This is a genomic window from Rhizobium lusitanum, from assembly GCF_014189535.1.
Taxonomy (GTDB): Bacteria; Pseudomonadota; Alphaproteobacteria; order Rhizobiales; family Rhizobiaceae; genus Rhizobium; species Rhizobium lusitanum_C.
Map to the genome: position 1 here is coordinate 2,056,056 of NZ_CP050307.1, position 17,556 is coordinate 2,073,611.

A 17,556-nucleotide genomic window follows, 5' to 3' on the forward strand; every position below is an offset into this window, starting at 1 on the left:
TTTATTATATTTATTTCCACTCTAAACTGATGTAATAAGATTTATTGTAGGGGTATTTCGGGGGAACTTACTTAACTTAGCGAATATATAAACTTTATGCTGGGGGAGATGGCATGAGTTACTATTTTGAACGGGGGCGACCTTATTCCCACTCTAGGAGGGCTCAGTATCGGTCTGGACCGATTTTGCGGACGGCGAGGGCGGATGCGGGGATATGATGGACGCGCATTTATCCCACAGGGGGCGGGGCCAGCTTGTCGCCGTTGCGTTCGAGGGGCATGCAGGAACCTTGCATTTGCCAGGGCAGGAGCGGATGCGCGCCAGCGTCGTGATCGTGCCCCCGCTCGGCCGTGACCGGATCTGGACCTATCGTGCCCTGTTCGAGTGGGCCAACATGCTTGCCCAGCACGGCTATGCGGTTCTGCGCTATGATCCGAGGCACGAAGGTGAATCCCTGTTCCTCAATGCCGGCGAAGAGACGGTAGCCAAATGGCTTGAAGGGGTCGAGCAGGCGGCTCGCTTTGTTCGTCAGATTTACGGCGAGCGCCCTGTGATTCTGAACGGCTTGCGTATTGGCGCGACCTTTGCCGGCAACCGAGTTGAGAAGGTGAAGCCTTCCGCCCTCGTGCTATGGGATCCTCTGTTCTCCGGACATCACTGGATAAGAGAACTGACGCTGGCGAATGTGATGATGAAGACCGCGCACACTCGCAGGGACGGGATGGAAGTCAACGGCTTGCATCTACCCCCGGAAAGTCTCGCCCATTTGGAGCGTGTGGATATCCCGGCCCGCACAGACATATGGCCGTTCGTGCTTCTTTCGGGTCCGAGCGCGACTAAGTTGATGAAAGCCCGCATTTGCCCAAATGCCGACCAAATCGAGTTCACCGGCTACGCGGACCTATTTAGAGATAGTTGCGCCAGCAAAGTCCCCTGGCAGCTTTTTTCGGAGACGCTTGATTGGCTTAATGCGAAGTTCCCCGTAGAAAATCACCCTTTTTCGCACATGCCCCTGCCGCCCGCGGTCTTGTCTGGTGGAGGTTGGCATGAACAAGGCGTGGAGTTTGGCGGCGGCTTGATGGGCGTTCTGTGCCTACCGACCGGCTCCTCGCCCCAGCGAAGCGTGATCTTTTGCAACACATCCGCCAACCCGCGGGCAGGCGATGGGAGTTTCACAACTCGCGCCTGCCGTGAGTTGGCAGAGCACAATCTTGCCACCTTAAGATTTGATTTCAGCGGATGCGGCGAGAGTCCGGCGCACGCGGCTGGCGGTTTCCATGTATACGAGACCTCGCGAACTGCGGAAGTGAATGAAGCTGCCCGTTTTCTGAGGGGACGGGGAATATCCACCGTCGCCGTCGCCGGCGTGTGCGCTGGCGGCTATCATGCATTTAGGGCCTTGATCGAAAGCGAAGAAATTGATCAGGCTCTGCCGATCAACGCGTGGCTTAGCTGGACACCAGGTACGCCCCTTGACCGCCCCGAGCATATTGAAGCTATACGATCAGTTTATCTGAAGGTCCCAGCGGGGATACGCCAGCATCTTCGCTTCCGCCACAAAATACGGTCTTTCTTAATGCCTAAATGGGCGCTCATCAAACATGTCCTACGTCCTGGCCGAGCTGCTGAGACCGTGCGCGCTGAGCTTCAGAAAGTACTTCGGCGAAACAGGAAGCTCAATCTCATCATGTGGAATGATGACAAGGCCTTAGAGGGTATGGTCAATTTTGGTCCTCGAGGGCGTTGGCTAAGCACCCAGCCCGGGGCGAGCCTGTCGCTTTTGCCGGACATCGATCATGCCGTCGTGGTGCAGCACAGCCAGACTATCGTCATTTCCGAGCTTCTTCGGCTTCTGGGGTTTCAGCCTGCACAATCGCGGCCAACCATGGCCAGGAACAAAAGTGCATCAGATTAAGCGATAACAAACAACGGCATGGTCAACTTAACGGCCTTTGGAGATTGATCTGGGAAGATGCGACACGACCCGCCGCCCTGATCCACTGTACCGTCGCCATCGATTTTCAGCCGATGTGATCGCTCATACCGTCTGGCTTTATTTCCGGTTCCCGCTCAGCTTGCGCATGGTCGAGGACCTGCTGGCGGCTCGTGATATCATTGTCTCACACCAGACGATCCGCCTGTGGGCGAAGAAATTCGGAAGGCAATTCGCCAACGTTTTTTTTGCCGTGATGCTCAAGATGTTTGACTGTCACGACCGATGTTCTTGCTCCCTCTCCCGATTCTCCTTGCCGGCGTTTGTGCACTCTCAGTCAAAACTGATTGCAGAAGTAGACGCGACGGCTCCGGCACTTTCGGCCATGATATCCCTCAAGGGTGAGAGGAGACATCATGCGTTTCAAGAACAAGACAACCTTGATCACGGGCGGAGGAACTGGAATCGGAGCGGCGGTAGCGCGCCGCATTCGATCGGAGGGTGGCAATGTCGCACTCCTGGGGCGGCGCCCGGAGCCACTTCACGCCATTGCCGAGGAGATCGGTGCAACCGTCGTTGCGGCTGACGCAGCGGACAGCGCCAGCATGAAAGCCGCCGTCGTAACGGTCGTCGAGGCGTTCGGCGGACTGGATATCCTCGTTGCCAATGCTGGCGGCCATGGCGTCGGCCCGACGATCAGCATGTCGGACGAGACCTGGGATATGGCCATCAGGCTCAATCTCAACACGGCCTTCGTCAGTGCGCGCGAGACGCTGCCCCACCTGATCGAGAGCAAAGGCAATATCGTCGTGCTTGCCTCGATCGCCGGGCTTTTCGCCGGTCCCGATGCCGCAGGCTACGTCACCATGAAACATGGTTGTATCGGTCTGGCGAAATCGCTGGCCCGAGACTATGGCCGTTTTGGCGTCAGGACCAACACCGTTTGCCCCGGCTGGGTGACAACGGCAATGGCCGACGAGCAAATGGAATTCATCGTGGAAAAATTCAAGCTGAAGAGCATCGAGGAGGCCTATGCCCTGGTGACGAAGGACGTTCCGCTTGGGCGCCCGGCCATGGCCGAAGATGTCGCCAATGCTGTCTGCTTCCTGGCATCGACGGAAGCGGCGATGATCAACGGCGCCATACTGACGGTCGACGGCGGAGCCGGAACTGTCGATCTGCCCACGCTCGCATTCGCCGAACACTGAGGAGGAAACATCATGAATCAGAATCCGAAAGACTGGAAAACCTACGATCAGTTTGCATACGGGATCGACACCAACCGTTTGCCGGCGACGAATGCCCTTTCCGGCTCATCCCACAAGATTGCTTTTGACGACGGCCGCAAGCTGGACCTCGTCTTCTCGAAGGGGAAGGTCCAGTGGTCCGACGGCAAAAACAGCGCAACCGAGAAGGTTGAAGTCATCGAGGTCGCGCCCGATACCTTCTTCGTCGAAATCATCTTCGCGGATCAGCCCAAGGAAGCCGAAACCTTGATCCTCAATGTCTCCAGCCGCCGCGTTCTCTCGATCTATTCGATCGTGCGCGAAAAGGAGCAAACCTTGGGCGAACCGCAGGTGGGCCAGATTTTTCGGCCAGGCATCATTGAAGGCGGTGCGGTCAGCGGGCCCAAACCGGTCGAAAGCCGTGATCTGATCGGGCTGCGGGCCCATTTCACTTATAGCCCGAACCACGTCTACGAACACACTTACCTCTCGTCGCAGCGCTATGCATGGCAGTGCCTGATCGGCGTTCAGCGTGGCCACGGCGACGTCGACCTAACCACCACCTACAAGTTCGACGAGGACCAGTACATCTTCACGTTCCGCGAGTTCAAGATCGCGGTCGCGTCGACATTCTTCTACAATTTCAAAGATATGCGTTCGACCGGAAAATTCCTCGGCATCGCCGGCGACGGCCACATCCAAAACTCCCCGGCCGGCGCCTTCATACGCAAGGCATCGATGACCTACTATCTTCCCGGTCAGGAACCGGTCTGAGAGGAACGGCAATGCGCACAGCATATGAAATCGTGAAGGCACACTACGATGCCAACGAACGCCGGGATATGGACGGCATGCTTGCCGACATAGCGCCCGACTGCCGATGGACGGAGATGGATGGCTTTCCCTGCGCCGGCACCTATGTCGGCCCGCAAGAGGTTTTCAAGAACGTCTTCCAGGCGCTGGGTGACATCTTCGAGGGCTATAACTTCAAGCTGGACCGACTGCTGGACGCCGGCAGCGACGTGATCGGCATCGGCGATTATGCCGGAACTCACAAGGAGACCGGGAAGCCCTTCAAGGCGCGTGTCGTCCATGTCTGGGGCGTCGCGGACGGCAAGATCCGGCGCTTCGAGCAGTTTACCGATACGCTGCGTGTGGCAGAAGCAATGAAATGAACTCTGAGACCGGCCCATGACGACAGGGGCCGGATTTCACGGAGCATCGACCTTTCGCCATTCGGATGGGGAAAGCGCGTAGCGACCACGAAATGCCCGCGAGAAATGGGCACTCGAAGAGAAGCCGAGCGCAAAGGCAATCTCGGAGATTTCGCCCGGACGGCATGTTGCGTCCCGTAGCCGGGACGCGGCTTTTTCCAACCGCAGGCTCCAGATATAGTCGGCGGGCGTCGTCTCCTCGACCTCGAACGCACGATAGACATAGCGCACGGAACACCCCATCCGGCGGGCAATCATACCGACATCGAGATCCGGCCGTGAAACATTATCCGAGACAAAGTCCTTCACTCGCCGCCTTAGCAAATCGAGGGAATGGGCGTTTGATCGCTCATGCCGCGGATCGCCGCGGATCATCGTCCGAACGAGTTCGATCATCGTCTGGCCGAGGCTTGCGCGCGTTGTGTCGTCCAACTCCCCGATCTCCCGGATTGTCGAATCCATCAGCGACAGCAGGATGCGCCGCATCCCCGCGTGCTCGGGCATCGCGACAAACGGCTCCGTCAGCCGGATAACCGCTGCAGCCGGTAAAGCGCGACGGGGCAATTGCAGGAGAAGCAGGCGAACGGCCGTTCTATTGGTCAGCATATAGGGGCGGCTCGGATCATAAATGACCGCAGCATCGGCGCCAATGGGAGCGTTGCGGCCATTTTGAATGAGGGAGGAACGACCGTGTGTCTGGATGATCAATTTGATGGCGTCGGGATTGTCCGAACCGAGGGCCACCCGTTCGCCGGAAACAGTATGCGTATCCGCTTCCAGCCGTGTCAGGCGACAGGAACCAAGCATTGCCGACACCAGTCGGCTCTTCTCTTCATTGCCGCATTGAAAATCAAGCCGCACATTGCCAAACAAACTGCGGGCAACGCCGGCAAGATCCCTGCCCCTCGCAACTTCGACGGATGAGAAAACCGATACCATGATGCCCTCCTCATGAGATCAGATAGCCGCCGTCGACCGGCAGGCAGACGCCGGTTATGTAAGCCGCTGCCTCCGACGAGAGGAAGACGATCGCGTCGGCGACCTCCGCCGCCTCGCCCCATCGCCCGGCCGGTATGCGGTTACGTATTGGCGTCGAGACGACCTCATCGGCAAACAAGGCGCGGCTGAGCGGCGTTGCGATCCAGCCCGGCGCAACAGCATTGACGCGAATGTTCGCCGCCGCATATTCCTGCGCCATCGACTTGGTCAATTGCACGATCGCTCCTTTGCTCGCCGAGTAGCCCGGCCGATCGGCTGCACCGAAAGTCGAATACATGGAGGCGATATTGATGATGGACGATCCAGCCTTCATCCTGCCGCGGCTCAAGCGGCAGCAATCCATGACGGACGTCAGGTTGATCGCGATCACCTCGTCGAACTTATCTTTCTGCCATTCGTCGCGATCGCGACTGACGCCGGTGCAGTTTACGAGGACATCGATCTGATCGAGAGTTGCAAAGAAATCCTCGAGAGCACCGGGCTGAAGGACGTTGACGTCCCGGCTCTCGATCCGCTCGCTGCGTGGTCCGCCGGAGGCGCCAAGGCCGCAACAGACAACCCGGGCGCCCAGTCCGGCAAAACGCTCAGCCGTAGCAGCCCCGATGCCTGATGTTCCACCAGGGATGACGACCGTACGGCCGACAAAGAGATCATTGGCAAAGGTCATCATCACTCCTTGAGTTCAACTGGCAAGATAGGCGCCATGAAGGATTTCGGGCTGGGCCTTCAATGTCGCGGAGGTGCCGTCATAGACCAGCCGGCCGCGTTCCAGGACCATCGCATGGGCGGCAAGGTCGAGAGCGAGATTGGCGAACTGTTCGATCAGAAGGACGCCGATATCGTTTTGGGCTGCAATCTTCAACGCTTCCGCCAGTCGCTTGACGACGGCCGGCGCAAGCCCGAGCGAAAGCTCATCGACGATCATGAAGTGCGGCCTGGCGATGAATGCCTGCGCCATCGCGACCATCTGCTTCTGTCCCCCTGAGAGATCAGAAGCCAGCTGGCGTTTGCGCTGGGAGAGTTCCGGAAATATCTCATACGCTCTTTCCAGACCATCGCGGCGGGCAGATGGCGACCCGTCGAGGGCGGCGACGAGGATATTGTCTTCCACCGAAAGCTGGCCGAGCACCCGATGCCCCTCCGGCACCAGCGCGATGCCGGTCCGGCGGATGCGATCTGGCGACAACCCATTCAGCGACACCTCGTCGAGCCGCATCGCGCCACCGACGGCCGGCAGGACGCCAGCGAGCGCCATGACGGTGCTGGACTTGCCGGCGCCGTTGGCTCCCAGCAATGCCGTGATTTCTCCGCTCCGGATTGAAAAGGAGAGATCGTGAATGACCCGTTTTCCGCCGCGCTCGACGGCAAGATTTTCGACAACCACCGATGAGATCGCCGCCATCTCAGAATTCCCCCAGATAGGCGCGCCGGACATTCGGGTCGGCAAGCACGATTTCCGTCGGCCCCAGCGCCAGCAGCTTTCCGTAGTCGAGCACCATCGTCTCGCTGCACATGGCACGAATGAGCTCGACGTCATGGTCGATCACCAATATCTGCGCCCCGATTTCGCTCGGGATACGCAAGACGAGTTCCCGAAACATGTTTCCCTCTTCTTCGGTCAGGCCAGCCGCGGGCTCGTCCAGCAGAATGAGTTTGGGATTTCCGATGACGCATTTGCCGAGCTCGACCAACCGGCGCTGGAAGAGATTGAGCGACTGGCCTAACTTGTCGGCAACGCTTCGAAGACCGGTGAACACAAGTGCCGCATCAACCGCCGCCGCATGATGGAGCGGCGCCACCACATGATCGGCGATCGCCGCGAGATTGTTCGATACCGTCAAATCCTCGACGACCTGCTCTGTCTGGAAAGATCGGCGGAGACCGGCGCGCACGCGCTGCAGCGGAGCCATCTTCAACAGCTGATCGCCATTCAGCGCGACGCTGCCTTGAACCGGCGTGACGAAGCCGGAGAGAACATTGAGGAGGGTCGTCTTCCCCGCGCCGTTCGGGCCGATCAGCCCGGCAACAGGTGCCGTAAGTGTCGCGGTCAATTCATTGATCGGCCTGAATCCGCCGAACTGCACGACAAGATTGTCGATGGCGATCATCGCGCCCTCTCCTTTGTCGAACGGAATTGCAGTCTGGTGATGAGAGAAGCGATCTGTCCGGCAATGCCAGCGGGCGCAGTTGCCAGTGCTTGGAACAGCGCGATGCCGAAAATACCGATGGTGACGTAGCCGTCGATACCGAGATCGGTCAGCAATGCCGGCACCGCACGCAGCAGCAGCCCGGCAATCAGCGCCCCATACCAGTTATAAGCGCCGCCGACGATCGCAAGCGCGAAGAGGTTCAAGCTCTCGAAAGCGCCAAAGGCGCGGCCATCAAGCTGGCCAACATTTCCGGCGAGCAGCGCGCCGGCGATGCCTGCAAGAAAGCCACTGAGCGCGAAGGCCCATGCCTTGTAGGTCAACACATTGACACCACTTGCGATGGCGACTGTTTCGCCTTTGCGGATCAGAGCCCAGGCACGACCGGGGCGCCCCAGCTTGTGCCATTGCGCAATCAGCAGACCGATCGTCGCGGCAAGGCAAACATAGAGGAAATAGGCGACCGCTCCGTCGGCAGTTCCAGGCCGGGAGAGCATGGCACGACCGGAGCCGTCGGCCCGCCCGAGAAAGCCGTCGCCGCCGTCGGGAAAGCCCCAGGCGCTGATAATGATCTGGAATGCGCCCGCCAGCATGAGCGTGACGAGGGCAAGATACAGCCCCTTCAGACGCAGCGCGGGTAGGCCGAAGGCAAGGCCGACAACGGAAGCAACGACACCTCCGGCCAGCAGACTCACTTCGAATGGCGGGTGAAAGGCGTGACCTACGCGAAGCGTTACCCAGCCGCCGACCCCGACAAGCGCGAATTGGCAGAGCGAGACGAGGCCGAGCTGACCATAGAGGATCGCCAGACCCGCGACCGAAAGCGAGAGCGCCACCGCGGACGTTGCCGCCGATAGCCAGTAGGAATTGGCGAGGCACATGACCACAGCTGCAAACACGGCCATCGTCGCGGGAATATTAAGAAGCTGTTTCGGAAAGCGCGCCACCAGGACGCGCTCTGGCAATGCCTGCATTGTCTGTTGCGAAATCATCATCGGTCCTTCAACACGGCCTTGGCCGTACTCCCCAAGATCGTGACCGCGACCAGCGCGATAATGAAAGGCGCAGCGGCGCGATAGGGCGATATCCAGCCAAACGGCGTGAGCGCTGCCTCGGCAATGCCGATCAGAAGCCCCGCGACGGCCGTTTCCCACAGCGAGCGCAGCTGGCCGAGAATTGCCGCAGCGATCGCCGGGATAACCAGCAGCGTCAGGAAGGTGCCCTGGAGGCGAACGAGGTCGGCAAGGAGCAGGCCGGCAAAACCGGCGAAAACACCGGTGATGATCCAGGCTGCCGTCTCGGTATAAAGAATGCGCACGCCGAGGATCGCGCTGAGGTCGCGGTCATTCGCCAAGGCTCGCATATCGAGACCGAGCCGGGTTCGATTGAGCAGCAGCGTGATAGCGCCAACCATGACCACCGCAAGCAAGAGGGCGATGATGCGTGTGTAAGTCAGGCGCACGCCGAAGAGGGAAACGAACATCAGGTCGGTCGGAAACTGCAGGCGGCGGGGTAATTCGCCCCAGACGATGCCCATCAAGGCAATCAGCACCAGGGCCGGCGCCAATGTCCCGACTGCGCGCACGACCGTGTCGCGATGCGACAACATGGGCGCGAAGATGCGTCCGTAAAGGAAGCTTATGGCCGTGGATACGGCGACGGCGGCAAGGATGGCGACAGCAAGCGGCATCTTCCATTCGAGAAGCTGCCAGGCGCAATGCGCGCCGATCGCTCCAAAAGCACCGAAGGCAAAGTTGAGGACGCCGGTTGCCCGAAAGAGGATGACAAGGCCGACGCCCGATAGAGCATAGACCGCGCCGATACCCAGCCCGGAAATGATAAATGGCAGAATGTTCATAGGTCGATCCTATCGGGCCGGACATGTCCCGCGGCCGCATGAGCCACGGGACCGATTTCACCGGCAATCTCAGTTCAATCCGGCGGACGCTTCGAAGGCGCGGATATCCTTCAGCTCCGGATCGGGTGACTGGACGCAGTCGGAGACGACTTTCCACTTGCCACCCTCGGCAACCGCCATGCGTGTTGTCGAATTGGCATTGTGGCGGGGCTGTCCATCGCCAAAATACCAGGGTGCGCAGAAGATATCGCTCTTGAAGCCCTTGATCTGGCGCACGGCAGCGGATGCCGTCTCGCGCGTGACATTCGACGGATCGAGCGTCACCAGCGCTTTTTCCGCAATCCGTGCCGCGAGGTAGCCCGCCTGGGCGAAGGTGTCGCGCGGGTCGGATTTTTGACCGTACTGATCCATGACGGCCAGCCAGTTCTGGTTGTCAGGCGTCTTGGCGTCCAGGTCGTTGAATTCCATGTTGACATAGAACTTGCCGTCCCAACCCGGACCAATGGTGCCGGGAACGGAGAGATCATAAACCGAGGCTGCGCTGAGGAAGGTGATCGTCTGGTTGAGACCTTGCTCTTCAGCTGCGCTCAGAAGCGGCACGGCCACCCCTTTGGACAAGCCGAGGACGATAACGTCGGGTTTGCTTGACGCTGCCTGCAGGATGATCGATGTGGCATCCGCCGAGCCCGGATCCATGAGGATCGTTTGAGCCGCAAAGCCTTTTTCCTTGGCAAGAAGCATCACGCCATCGCACGACCAGGTGCCGACATTGGGAATATTCGGTCCGATGCAGACGACCGACTTGGCGTTCAGCTTGTCGAGCGCATAGCCCATGGCGCCCAGCATCGAAACGCGCGGGCCGGCGTTCGTCGGTGCATAGTTTTCGGCAAAATAGCACTCGCGCGGCACGCCGACGCCTGCAACGACGAGGATGCCCGACTTCTTGTAGAAGTCCGCATTGGCGCCACACTCGACATAGCTCGAATTACCGACCATCAATACGGCCTTCTCGTCGTTGACGAGCTTGGCGGCGAGCTGCGATGCCGTCTCCGGATTCCACTGATCGTCCTCAACCAGATATTTGACAGGCCGCCCCTTGATGCCGCCATTGGCGTTCAGGCAGTCGAAATAGGCCTTGGCGGCCTTGGTCGAGTTCGAAAAATCATCCGGCCCGGTCTTGCCGGTGATCGCACCGATGACGATCGGTTCGCCGGTCGCCGGCTTGCCGGTATTGTCGCCGCAGGACGCGGCGGCATGGGCGCTGAACGCCGAAAGCAGCATCAGGGCGAGACCGACGGTCAGCCCCCTTATATCTATTCTCATGGTTTCCTCCTCCAGTTTCGATTGCGGACCGGGCTCCCCGACCGGCTCGTTTCCCCTTGTGGGATTTATATTTCAGCCAGCGATCGCCTTTCCGGTCATGAATGCCGCAGCCCGTGCAGCGATCATCATCACGGGTGCATTGGTGTTGCCCGAAACCAGGGTCGGCATCACCGATGCATCACACACCCTGAGGCCTTCCACCCCGCGCACCTTCAGATCAGCCTCGACGACCGCCATCGGATCGTCCGCTCGGCCCATGCGCGCGGTCCCCGCGGGATGAAACACGGTCTTGGCGGTCTGGCGAATGTAGTCGCGCAGCGCCACCGGATCATTTTCGACCCCCGGCTTCGGCAGGACGCGCCGCTTGACCAGCTTTGCTAGCGCGGGCGCATCGAGAATGCGGATCGCCGTCTCGACGCCGCGTACCAATGTATCGAGGTCAGCCGGATCGGAGAGAAGATTGGCGTTGAAATCCGCCTTATCCTTCGGGTCGGCGCTTCTGAGACGGATGGTGCCGCGCGAACGCGGCCGCAGGTAGCAAGGGCCGATGCTGAGGCCGTGACCGGGTTCAGGCTCACGATCCACAAAACCGACGAGAGCAGGCAGGACATGGAACTGCACATCCGGCTGGCCTGTGCCCGCAGTATCGACGAAACCGCCGCATTCGACGACGTTCGAAGCGAGCAGGCCGCGATGCGAAAGCAGGTAGCGTGCCATATGCCCGACGGCGCGAAGCCCGGCGTCATGCCCGAGCATGGAGATCGGGTCGTGCGTTTCGCCTTGCACCGGCACTTCAAGATGATCCTGGTAGTTTGCGCCGACGCCCGGCAGGTCCGCTATCACATCGATGCCATGAGAGCGGAGGTGTTCGGCCTCGCCAATGCCAGAAAGCTGCAGGATCTTGGGCGTGGCGATCGCGCCAGCCGTCAAGACGATTTCCCTGGAGGCGGTAAATATCGTGCCGTCCAGCAGCTCCACGCCCATTGCCCTACGGCCTTCGAACAGGATGCGCGCGACCTTACGTTCGATGAGAACCGTGACGTTCGGCCGCCCCTCGGCGTCACGCAGAAATGCCTGCGCGGAACTCCAACGACGCCCCCGGTAAGTTGTGTTCTGGTAGAAACCGACACCTTCCTGTTCGGCACCGTTAAAGTCCGGATTGTACGGGATGCCGATTTCCGTTGCTGCCTGAACGAAGGCTTCGCTCAGCGGATGGCGATGACGCGGATTTGAGACATGCAGGCCGCCGCGCTGGCCATGAAATTCGCCATTGAAGCTTTCATTGTTCTCAAGTGACCGGAAGGCAGGCAGCACATCTTCGTAGGACCAGCCGTGGCACCCCATCTGCGACCATGTGTCGTAATCATTCCTGTGGCCGCGGATGTAGATCATCGCATTGACGGAACTGCCGCCGCCAAGCACGTTTCCTTGCGGAATTATGCTCGGGCGACCGTTCAGGCCTTTCTCCGGCTCGGATGCATAGGGATGAATGTCGATACCCTTGCCGAGAACCTTGAAGAAGGTCGCCGGAATATGAATCCAGCGATCGCTATCGCGCCGACCGGATTCGATCAGCAGAACCTTGTTGGCCGGATTTTCGGAAAGCCGGTTTGCCAGCACACAGCCGGACGATCCGCCACCGACGATGATATAATCGAAATTCGCCATGGCTCAGCTCAACACCGTCTGGATCGTCGTGAATTCCTTCAGCCCCTCGGCACCGAATTCGACTCCGATGCCCGATTGCTTGACGCCGCCGAACGGCGCGTTCGGCTGGATCGCGCCATGCTTGTTGATCCAGACGGAACCGCATTCGAGCTGCATTGCGTAATGTCTCGCCTTCCCGGCATCCGCCGACCAGACCGAGCCGCCAAGCCCCGCCGGATTGGTATTGGCGCGAGCAATGACCTCGTCGATATCGGTATAGCGAATGATCGGCAGCGCCGGGCCGAACTGTTCCTCATCGACCAGGCGGACGCCGTGATCCACATCGGCGACAAGGGTGATCGGGTAGAAATAACCCGGCCGATCCATCGGCGCACCGCCGACGAGAATGCGGCCGCCGTTCGCGCGTGCGTCATCGACAAGTTCGCGAACCTTGTTGAACTGCAATTCGTTCTGGATCGGGCCGAGAATGCTTGCCTCGTCGAGACCGTCGCCAACGGGAATCCGCGCTGCATATTCAGCAAGCGCCTTGCAAACAGGTTCGTAGATACTGTCGTGCACATAGAGGCGTTTGAGTGCCGCGCAGGTCTGGCCGTTATTGATAAAGGCTCCCCAAAAGAGGCCCTCGGCGATCTGGGCCGGATCGGCGTCGGGAAGCACGATACCGGCATCGTTGCCGCCAAGTTCCAGCGTCAGTCGCTTCAATGTCGCGACAGCCGAGGCCATGACCTTTTTGCCGGTCTCGGTCGAGCCCGTGAAGGTCATTTTGGCGATGCCTTGATGAGAAGAGAGAGCGGCGCCAATACTGTTTTCACCGGTGATGACATTGACGACGCCGGGCGGCAGCACCTCGTTCATGATCTCGACAAGGCGGATCGTCGACAGCGGCGTCAGCGGCGAGGGCTTGATGACGACCGTATTGCCGGCACGCACCGCCGGGACGATATGCCAGCAGGCGATCATGACCGGCCAGTTCCAAGGCGTGATGGAACTGACGACGCCGATGGGTTTGCGGTGCAATTCGACGCGCCCTTCATTGTCGTCCTGCAGGATTTCGACCGGAAGATTCAATTCCGCCGTATGGCGCGTCCAAGCAAGCGCACCGCCGATTTCGAAACGCGAACCCAGTCCATTGAGCGGCTTACCCTGCTCAAGTGTCAGAAGATGAGCCAGCTCCTCGCCATTGGCGGCGATCTTTTCCGCAATGGCGCGGCATGCGGCCTGACGCTTTTCTTCCGGCACCCGGCTCCAGGTCTGAAAGGCCGACGATGCGGCGGCAACGGCGCGGTCGAGATCCGCCGGTGTCGCTAGCGGCATCTGGCCCACGATCTCTCCAGTCGATGGATTGCGAACATCGGCATAAGCCGCGGTATCGACGCGTGCTCCACCAAAGAACAGGCTGTACTGCTTCACGATTGGCTCCTCCCGTATTTATGGGAGGACTATGCGCTAGCGGACAAATGCAGTCTTGGGCTGGAGCGCGCCATGGCTTGACCTGAAACGCGATGTGGCGGACTAAAGCGCACGCTCTGCACTCATTATTGCGCAGCGGTCGATATCGGCTTCAGCAGATCGGTGGGCGCGCAATCGAACAGCTCCTTGAAGCTGCGATTGAAATAGGAAATATCGTTGAACCCTGCAGCGTAAGCCACCTCCGCTATGGTTCGCCCACTTTTCTGGTCCTTGAGTTGTTCGATCTTTTCACGCACCAGGCGCAGCCGCTTGTCGCGAATGACAGTTGTGCAAGTAACGCCCAGGCCCTGAAAATCCTCTTGCAGCGTGCGGATCGATACACCGATGCGTGTCGCCAGCCACTTGGCGCTGAGATCGCTCTCCGTCAGATGCCGGTCGATCAGAATATCGACCACCTGCAGCCGCCGAGATGCGCTGTCGTTGAGAGCAGGCATGGCGCCACCGCCCGAGACGAAGGCCTGGCGCGTGGCATTAAACATCAGATGCCGCAAATTGGCGGAACTGGCATCCGATTCCGACGTGGACATGATCTTTGCCACCAGAGCCCGCAGCATCATCGCCATCGGATCATAGGCTTCCAGTTTGCGGGCTATGTCGAAATCGACATGACTTTCGGAATACATGATCTGTCGCGGCAGATGCAGCGACAGATGATTACTGAATTGTCCGCCGAAATAAAATGTCGTCGGTCGCGCCGAATCCACGAGAATGCAATCACCGACATCCAGAATTGTCTGCTGCCCGACATGCTCGACGCCGCAAGAGCCTTCGAGTTGCAGGATGAGAAAAAGATGCTCGTTGGCGTCCCGGCGAATATCGTCCCAATCCCGATGGACGCGGTCGAGATCGTTGGAAACATGGGCGAACTCCATGCCGCAGACATCGACACGCCGGGCGGCCCCCGTCACGGCCTTGCCGCTTTCCATCGCTTTCGGATTGAAGTTCCCACAGATCGACTGGAGATCGTTTGTCCATTGATCGTAGGAAACGGGCGCCCACGCGTTTTGTGTCAGGGCTTGATTATTCAATAGCTCCAACTCTGCCTCCCAACAGTGTCAGTCCATGATATGTCCGTCTCGAGCAACTCTCCCATGAGCGCAAGACGGCGAAGCTGAAAGAGTGTCGAAGATCTATCGTGCTGTCAATATATTTCACATGTTAAATAGAATGAACTATTCCATGCCATGCTCATCGGACGCGTTCTGCCGTCGCCACTCGCTGGGCGGAATCCCGGTTCGGGCGCGGAAGAAGCGCGAGAAATAGGCAGCGTCCTTCAAGCCCACCTCATAGGCGATATCTTCCAACGAACGGATCGTGAAAAGCAACAGCCGCTTGGCCTCGAGCAGACGGCGCTCGGCAATCATATCCTTGACACCTTGGCCGAAAGCCGTGTGTCCGGCCTTCGCAAGCAGATGCGGTGTGGTGCCGAGGGTCGAAACATAGCGCTCAACGGGCCAGTTCTCGCGAAAGTGCTGATCGATCAGCCGCCGAAGCTGGGCCGCGAGCTGCTTTTGCGGCGATTGCGCCAACATCGGCGCGTCTGACGCCAGGCGTCCGATCTGGGTCAGGGCGGCGGCGGCCAACGGTGGGATGATCCTGTCGACCCGAACGCTTCCCTCGGCATACTCCTCGAAAATTAACCGCATGGTGCGCCCCAGCCTGTCCCAGAGCGCCGTCGCACCCTGCCCCCTCACCATAACCGGACGATCCAGCGGCAAGATCGTTTGGCCCGCGATCGACGGTAGCAGGCTGTCGGCGATCGATACGACGATTGCATCGGAGACAAGCGGATCAACATTGAAGCCGTGGACCACACCGCTCGGCACAAAGCTGACGGCTGGCGCCAAAAAGTCCAAGCGCTGATCCTCTATGAAATAGGAGCCGTTGCCGCAGGTCCAGAAGGTGATCTGCACCATCCTGTCATGTTTGTGCGCCTTGACCTGCCCGAGATGAATATTTGCTCGCGCCATAACCGTTTCGACGTGAAGAAACCCCAGCTCCAGAGGGCGATCCGGTTCGCCGTAGACGAAGAAGCTCGGGATGATGTTTTCCATGCGAACCGCCGAAAAAGTACAAGTGATTTGGCCATTCTGTCCATGGTCGAATGCGGATGCAAGCGTTAGCTTTTTTCCAGCATCACAGGAGGAAACGATGAAAGCCGAAGATTTTCGGGCCGATACCAAACGGCCTTTCACCGGCGAGGAGTATCTTGCCAGCCTGCGCGACGGCCGTGAGGTCTATATCAACGGCGAGCGCATCAAGGACGTGACGACGCATCCCTCGATGCGCAATTCGGCCCGCTCGCTTGCAAGGCTCTATGATGCGCTGCACGCGGAGAAGACGAAGGAGCGTCTGACATCGCCGACCGATACCGGCTCGGGAGGCTACACCCACAAATACTTCCGCGTCGCAAAATCCTCCACTGATCTTGTCGCCCAGCAGGGCGCAATCGCCGACTGGGCCCGCATGTCCTACGGATGGATGGGCCGCACCGCCGACTATAAGGCGGCATTGATGAATACGCTCGGGGCCAACGCCGACTGGTATGGCCCCTTCAAGGACAATGCACTCGCCTGGCACAAGCGCGCCCAGGAAGCAGCACTTTTCATGAACCATGCGATCGTCAACCCGCCGATCGACCGCCACAAGCCGGCGGATGCCGTGAAAGACGTGTTCGTTCACATCACCAAGGAAACAGATGCGGGCATCTACGTCTCGGGCGCCAAGGTCGTGGCGACATCCTCCGCGCTCACACACTATAATTTCCTGGCCCAAAGCTCGGCGACGGTTACCGAAGATCCCTCGTTGTCGGTGATGTTCATCGTGCCGATGAACGCGCCGGGCATCAAGATGTTCTGCCGTGTCTCCTACGAGAAAACGGCAAACCGTGTCGGCACGCCGTTCGATTACCCCCTTTCTTCCCGCTTCGATGAGAACGACGCCATCCTCGTGCTGGATAACGTCTTCATCCCCTGGGAAGACGTGCTGGTGCTGCGTGACGCGCCGAAGATCCTGTCCTTCCATCCGGCTTCGGGCTTCATGCATGGCTATTGCTTCCAGGGCTGCACGCGGTTCGCCGTCAAGCTCGACTTCCTGGCGGGCCTGCTCGCCAAGGCTCTAAGGGCGACCGGGGGCGACGCCTTCCGCGGCAATCAGGCCGCACTTGGCGAAGTCATCGCGCTGCGCCACATGTTCTGGAGCTTCTCCAACGCCATGGCCTACAATCCGATCCCTTGGGCAAATGGCGCAGTGCTCCCCAATCTGGAAGCGGCTCTCGCCTACCGTACCTTCATGTCGGAAGCCTATCCGCGCGTTATAGAAACAGTCCGCAAGGTCGTTGCCTCGGGTCTCATCTATCTGCCGTCTTCGGCCAAGGATTTCGGCAATCCTGAGATTGATCGCTATCTCAGCCAGTATGTGCGCGGCTCCAACGACATGGGACATATCGAGCGCATCAAGATTATGAAGCTGCTCTGGGACGCCACTGGAACCGAGTTCGGCGGCCGGCACGCCCTCTACGAGTTGAACTATGCCGGGGCACCGGAAGAGGTGCGCCTTCAGGTGCTCAAAGGCGCTGCGCGTGGCGGGCGATTGCGCGAGATGGAAGCGCTCGTCGATACCTGCATGAGCGACTACGATGAAAACGGCTGGACAGGCGATACCTGGTTGCCGCCGATCGGCAACACAGACCCGTTCAAGTCCGCAGCTGAATAGGAGG

The 17,556-nt window shown here is 59.4% G+C and carries 16 protein-coding genes and 1 pseudogene; 6 read left to right on the forward strand and 11 right to left on the reverse strand.

From position 1 onward, the window contains the following. The first annotated feature begins 214 nt into the window (after positions 1 to 214). From HB780_RS12440 to HB780_RS12455, 5 genes and pseudogenes are all read left to right on the forward strand, one after another. A complete protein-coding gene (locus HB780_RS12440) occupies positions 215 to 1,915 on the forward strand; it encodes an alpha/beta hydrolase family protein (RefSeq protein ID WP_183688126.1) in 1,701 nt (566 codons plus the stop codon). Between the two features lie 85 nt (positions 1,916 to 2,000). Continuing rightward, a pseudogene (locus tag HB780_RS33010) lies at positions 2,001 to 2,174 on the forward strand (IS6 family transposase); the annotation flags it as partial. Positions 2,175 to 2,349: 175 nt separating this feature from the next. Next, positions 2,350 to 3,141 carry an SDR family NAD(P)-dependent oxidoreductase gene (locus HB780_RS12445; protein WP_183688128.1) on the forward strand — a complete coding sequence of 264 codons (792 nt, stop codon included), beginning with the start codon at positions 2,350 to 2,352 and terminating at the stop codon, positions 3,139 to 3,141. Between the two features lie 12 nt (positions 3,142 to 3,153). Next, positions 3,154 to 3,933 (forward strand): MoaF C-terminal domain-containing protein, encoded by a 780-nt coding sequence (locus HB780_RS12450; RefSeq protein WP_183688130.1) that lies wholly within the window; start codon positions 3,154 to 3,156, stop codon positions 3,931 to 3,933. A gap of 11 nt (positions 3,934 to 3,944) precedes the next feature. Then, on the forward strand, positions 3,945 to 4,334 hold the full coding sequence (locus HB780_RS12455) for a nuclear transport factor 2 family protein (protein ID WP_183688132.1): 390 nt from the start codon (positions 3,945 to 3,947) through the stop codon (positions 4,332 to 4,334). Between the two features lie 36 nt (positions 4,335 to 4,370). On the opposite strand, the gene HB780_RS12460 is transcribed toward HB780_RS12455, so the two are convergent. The 11 genes from HB780_RS12460 to HB780_RS12510 form a co-directional block, all read right to left on the reverse strand. Next, a complete protein-coding gene (locus tag HB780_RS12460) occupies positions 4,371 to 5,312 on the reverse strand; it encodes an AraC-like ligand-binding domain-containing protein (protein ID WP_183688134.1) in 942 nt (313 codons plus the stop codon). A gap of 10 nt (positions 5,313 to 5,322) precedes the next feature. Next, complete coding sequence (locus tag HB780_RS12465) at positions 5,323 to 6,039, reverse strand: SDR family NAD(P)-dependent oxidoreductase (RefSeq protein ID WP_183689708.1); 717 nt, start codon at positions 6,037 to 6,039, stop codon at positions 5,323 to 5,325. Positions 6,040 to 6,054: 15 nt separating this feature from the next. Beyond that, a complete protein-coding gene (locus HB780_RS12470) occupies positions 6,055 to 6,774 on the reverse strand; it encodes an ABC transporter ATP-binding protein (protein WP_183688136.1) in 720 nt (239 codons plus the stop codon). A 1-nt stretch (position 6,775) separates the two neighbouring features. Beyond that, on the reverse strand, positions 6,776 to 7,480 hold the full coding sequence (locus HB780_RS12475) for an ABC transporter ATP-binding protein (RefSeq protein WP_183688138.1): 705 nt from the start codon (positions 7,478 to 7,480) through the stop codon (positions 6,776 to 6,778). Then, positions 7,477 to 8,514 (reverse strand): branched-chain amino acid ABC transporter permease, encoded by a 1,038-nt coding sequence (locus HB780_RS12480; RefSeq protein ID WP_183688140.1) that lies wholly within the window; start codon positions 8,512 to 8,514, stop codon positions 7,477 to 7,479. Before HB780_RS12480 ends, HB780_RS12475 begins: the two co-directional genes overlap by 4 nt. Further along, positions 8,511 to 9,377 (reverse strand): branched-chain amino acid ABC transporter permease, encoded by an 867-nt coding sequence (locus HB780_RS12485; RefSeq protein WP_183688142.1) that lies wholly within the window; start codon positions 9,375 to 9,377, stop codon positions 8,511 to 8,513. The genes HB780_RS12480 and HB780_RS12485 overlap by 4 nt, the downstream gene beginning before the upstream one ends. Positions 9,378 to 9,446: 69 nt before the next feature. Next, a complete protein-coding gene (locus HB780_RS12490; protein WP_183688144.1) occupies positions 9,447 to 10,700 on the reverse strand; it encodes an ABC transporter substrate-binding protein in 1,254 nt (417 codons plus the stop codon). Positions 10,701 to 10,772: 72 nt separating this feature from the next. Next, a complete protein-coding gene (locus HB780_RS12495) occupies positions 10,773 to 12,368 on the reverse strand; it encodes a GMC family oxidoreductase (RefSeq protein ID WP_183688146.1) in 1,596 nt (531 codons plus the stop codon). A 3-nt stretch (positions 12,369 to 12,371) separates the two neighbouring features. Further along, on the reverse strand, positions 12,372 to 13,778 hold the full coding sequence (locus HB780_RS12500) for an aldehyde dehydrogenase family protein (RefSeq protein WP_183688148.1): 1,407 nt from the start codon (positions 13,776 to 13,778) through the stop codon (positions 12,372 to 12,374). Positions 13,779 to 13,903: 125 nt separating this feature from the next. Beyond that, positions 13,904 to 14,875: a helix-turn-helix domain-containing protein gene (locus tag HB780_RS12505; RefSeq protein ID WP_183688150.1), complete on the reverse strand. Its 972-nt coding sequence runs from the start codon at positions 14,873 to 14,875 to the stop codon at positions 13,904 to 13,906. 135 nt (positions 14,876 to 15,010) lie between these two features. Further along, positions 15,011 to 15,892 (reverse strand): helix-turn-helix domain-containing protein, encoded by an 882-nt coding sequence (locus HB780_RS12510; protein ID WP_183688152.1) that lies wholly within the window; start codon positions 15,890 to 15,892, stop codon positions 15,011 to 15,013. Between the two features lie 97 nt (positions 15,893 to 15,989). Between HB780_RS12510 and HB780_RS12515 the strand changes: the two genes are divergently transcribed. Then, positions 15,990 to 17,552 carry a 4-hydroxyphenylacetate 3-hydroxylase N-terminal domain-containing protein gene (locus HB780_RS12515; RefSeq protein ID WP_183688153.1) on the forward strand — a complete coding sequence of 521 codons (1,563 nt, stop codon included), beginning with the start codon at positions 15,990 to 15,992 and terminating at the stop codon, positions 17,550 to 17,552. Positions 17,553 to 17,556: the final 4 nt, after the last annotated feature.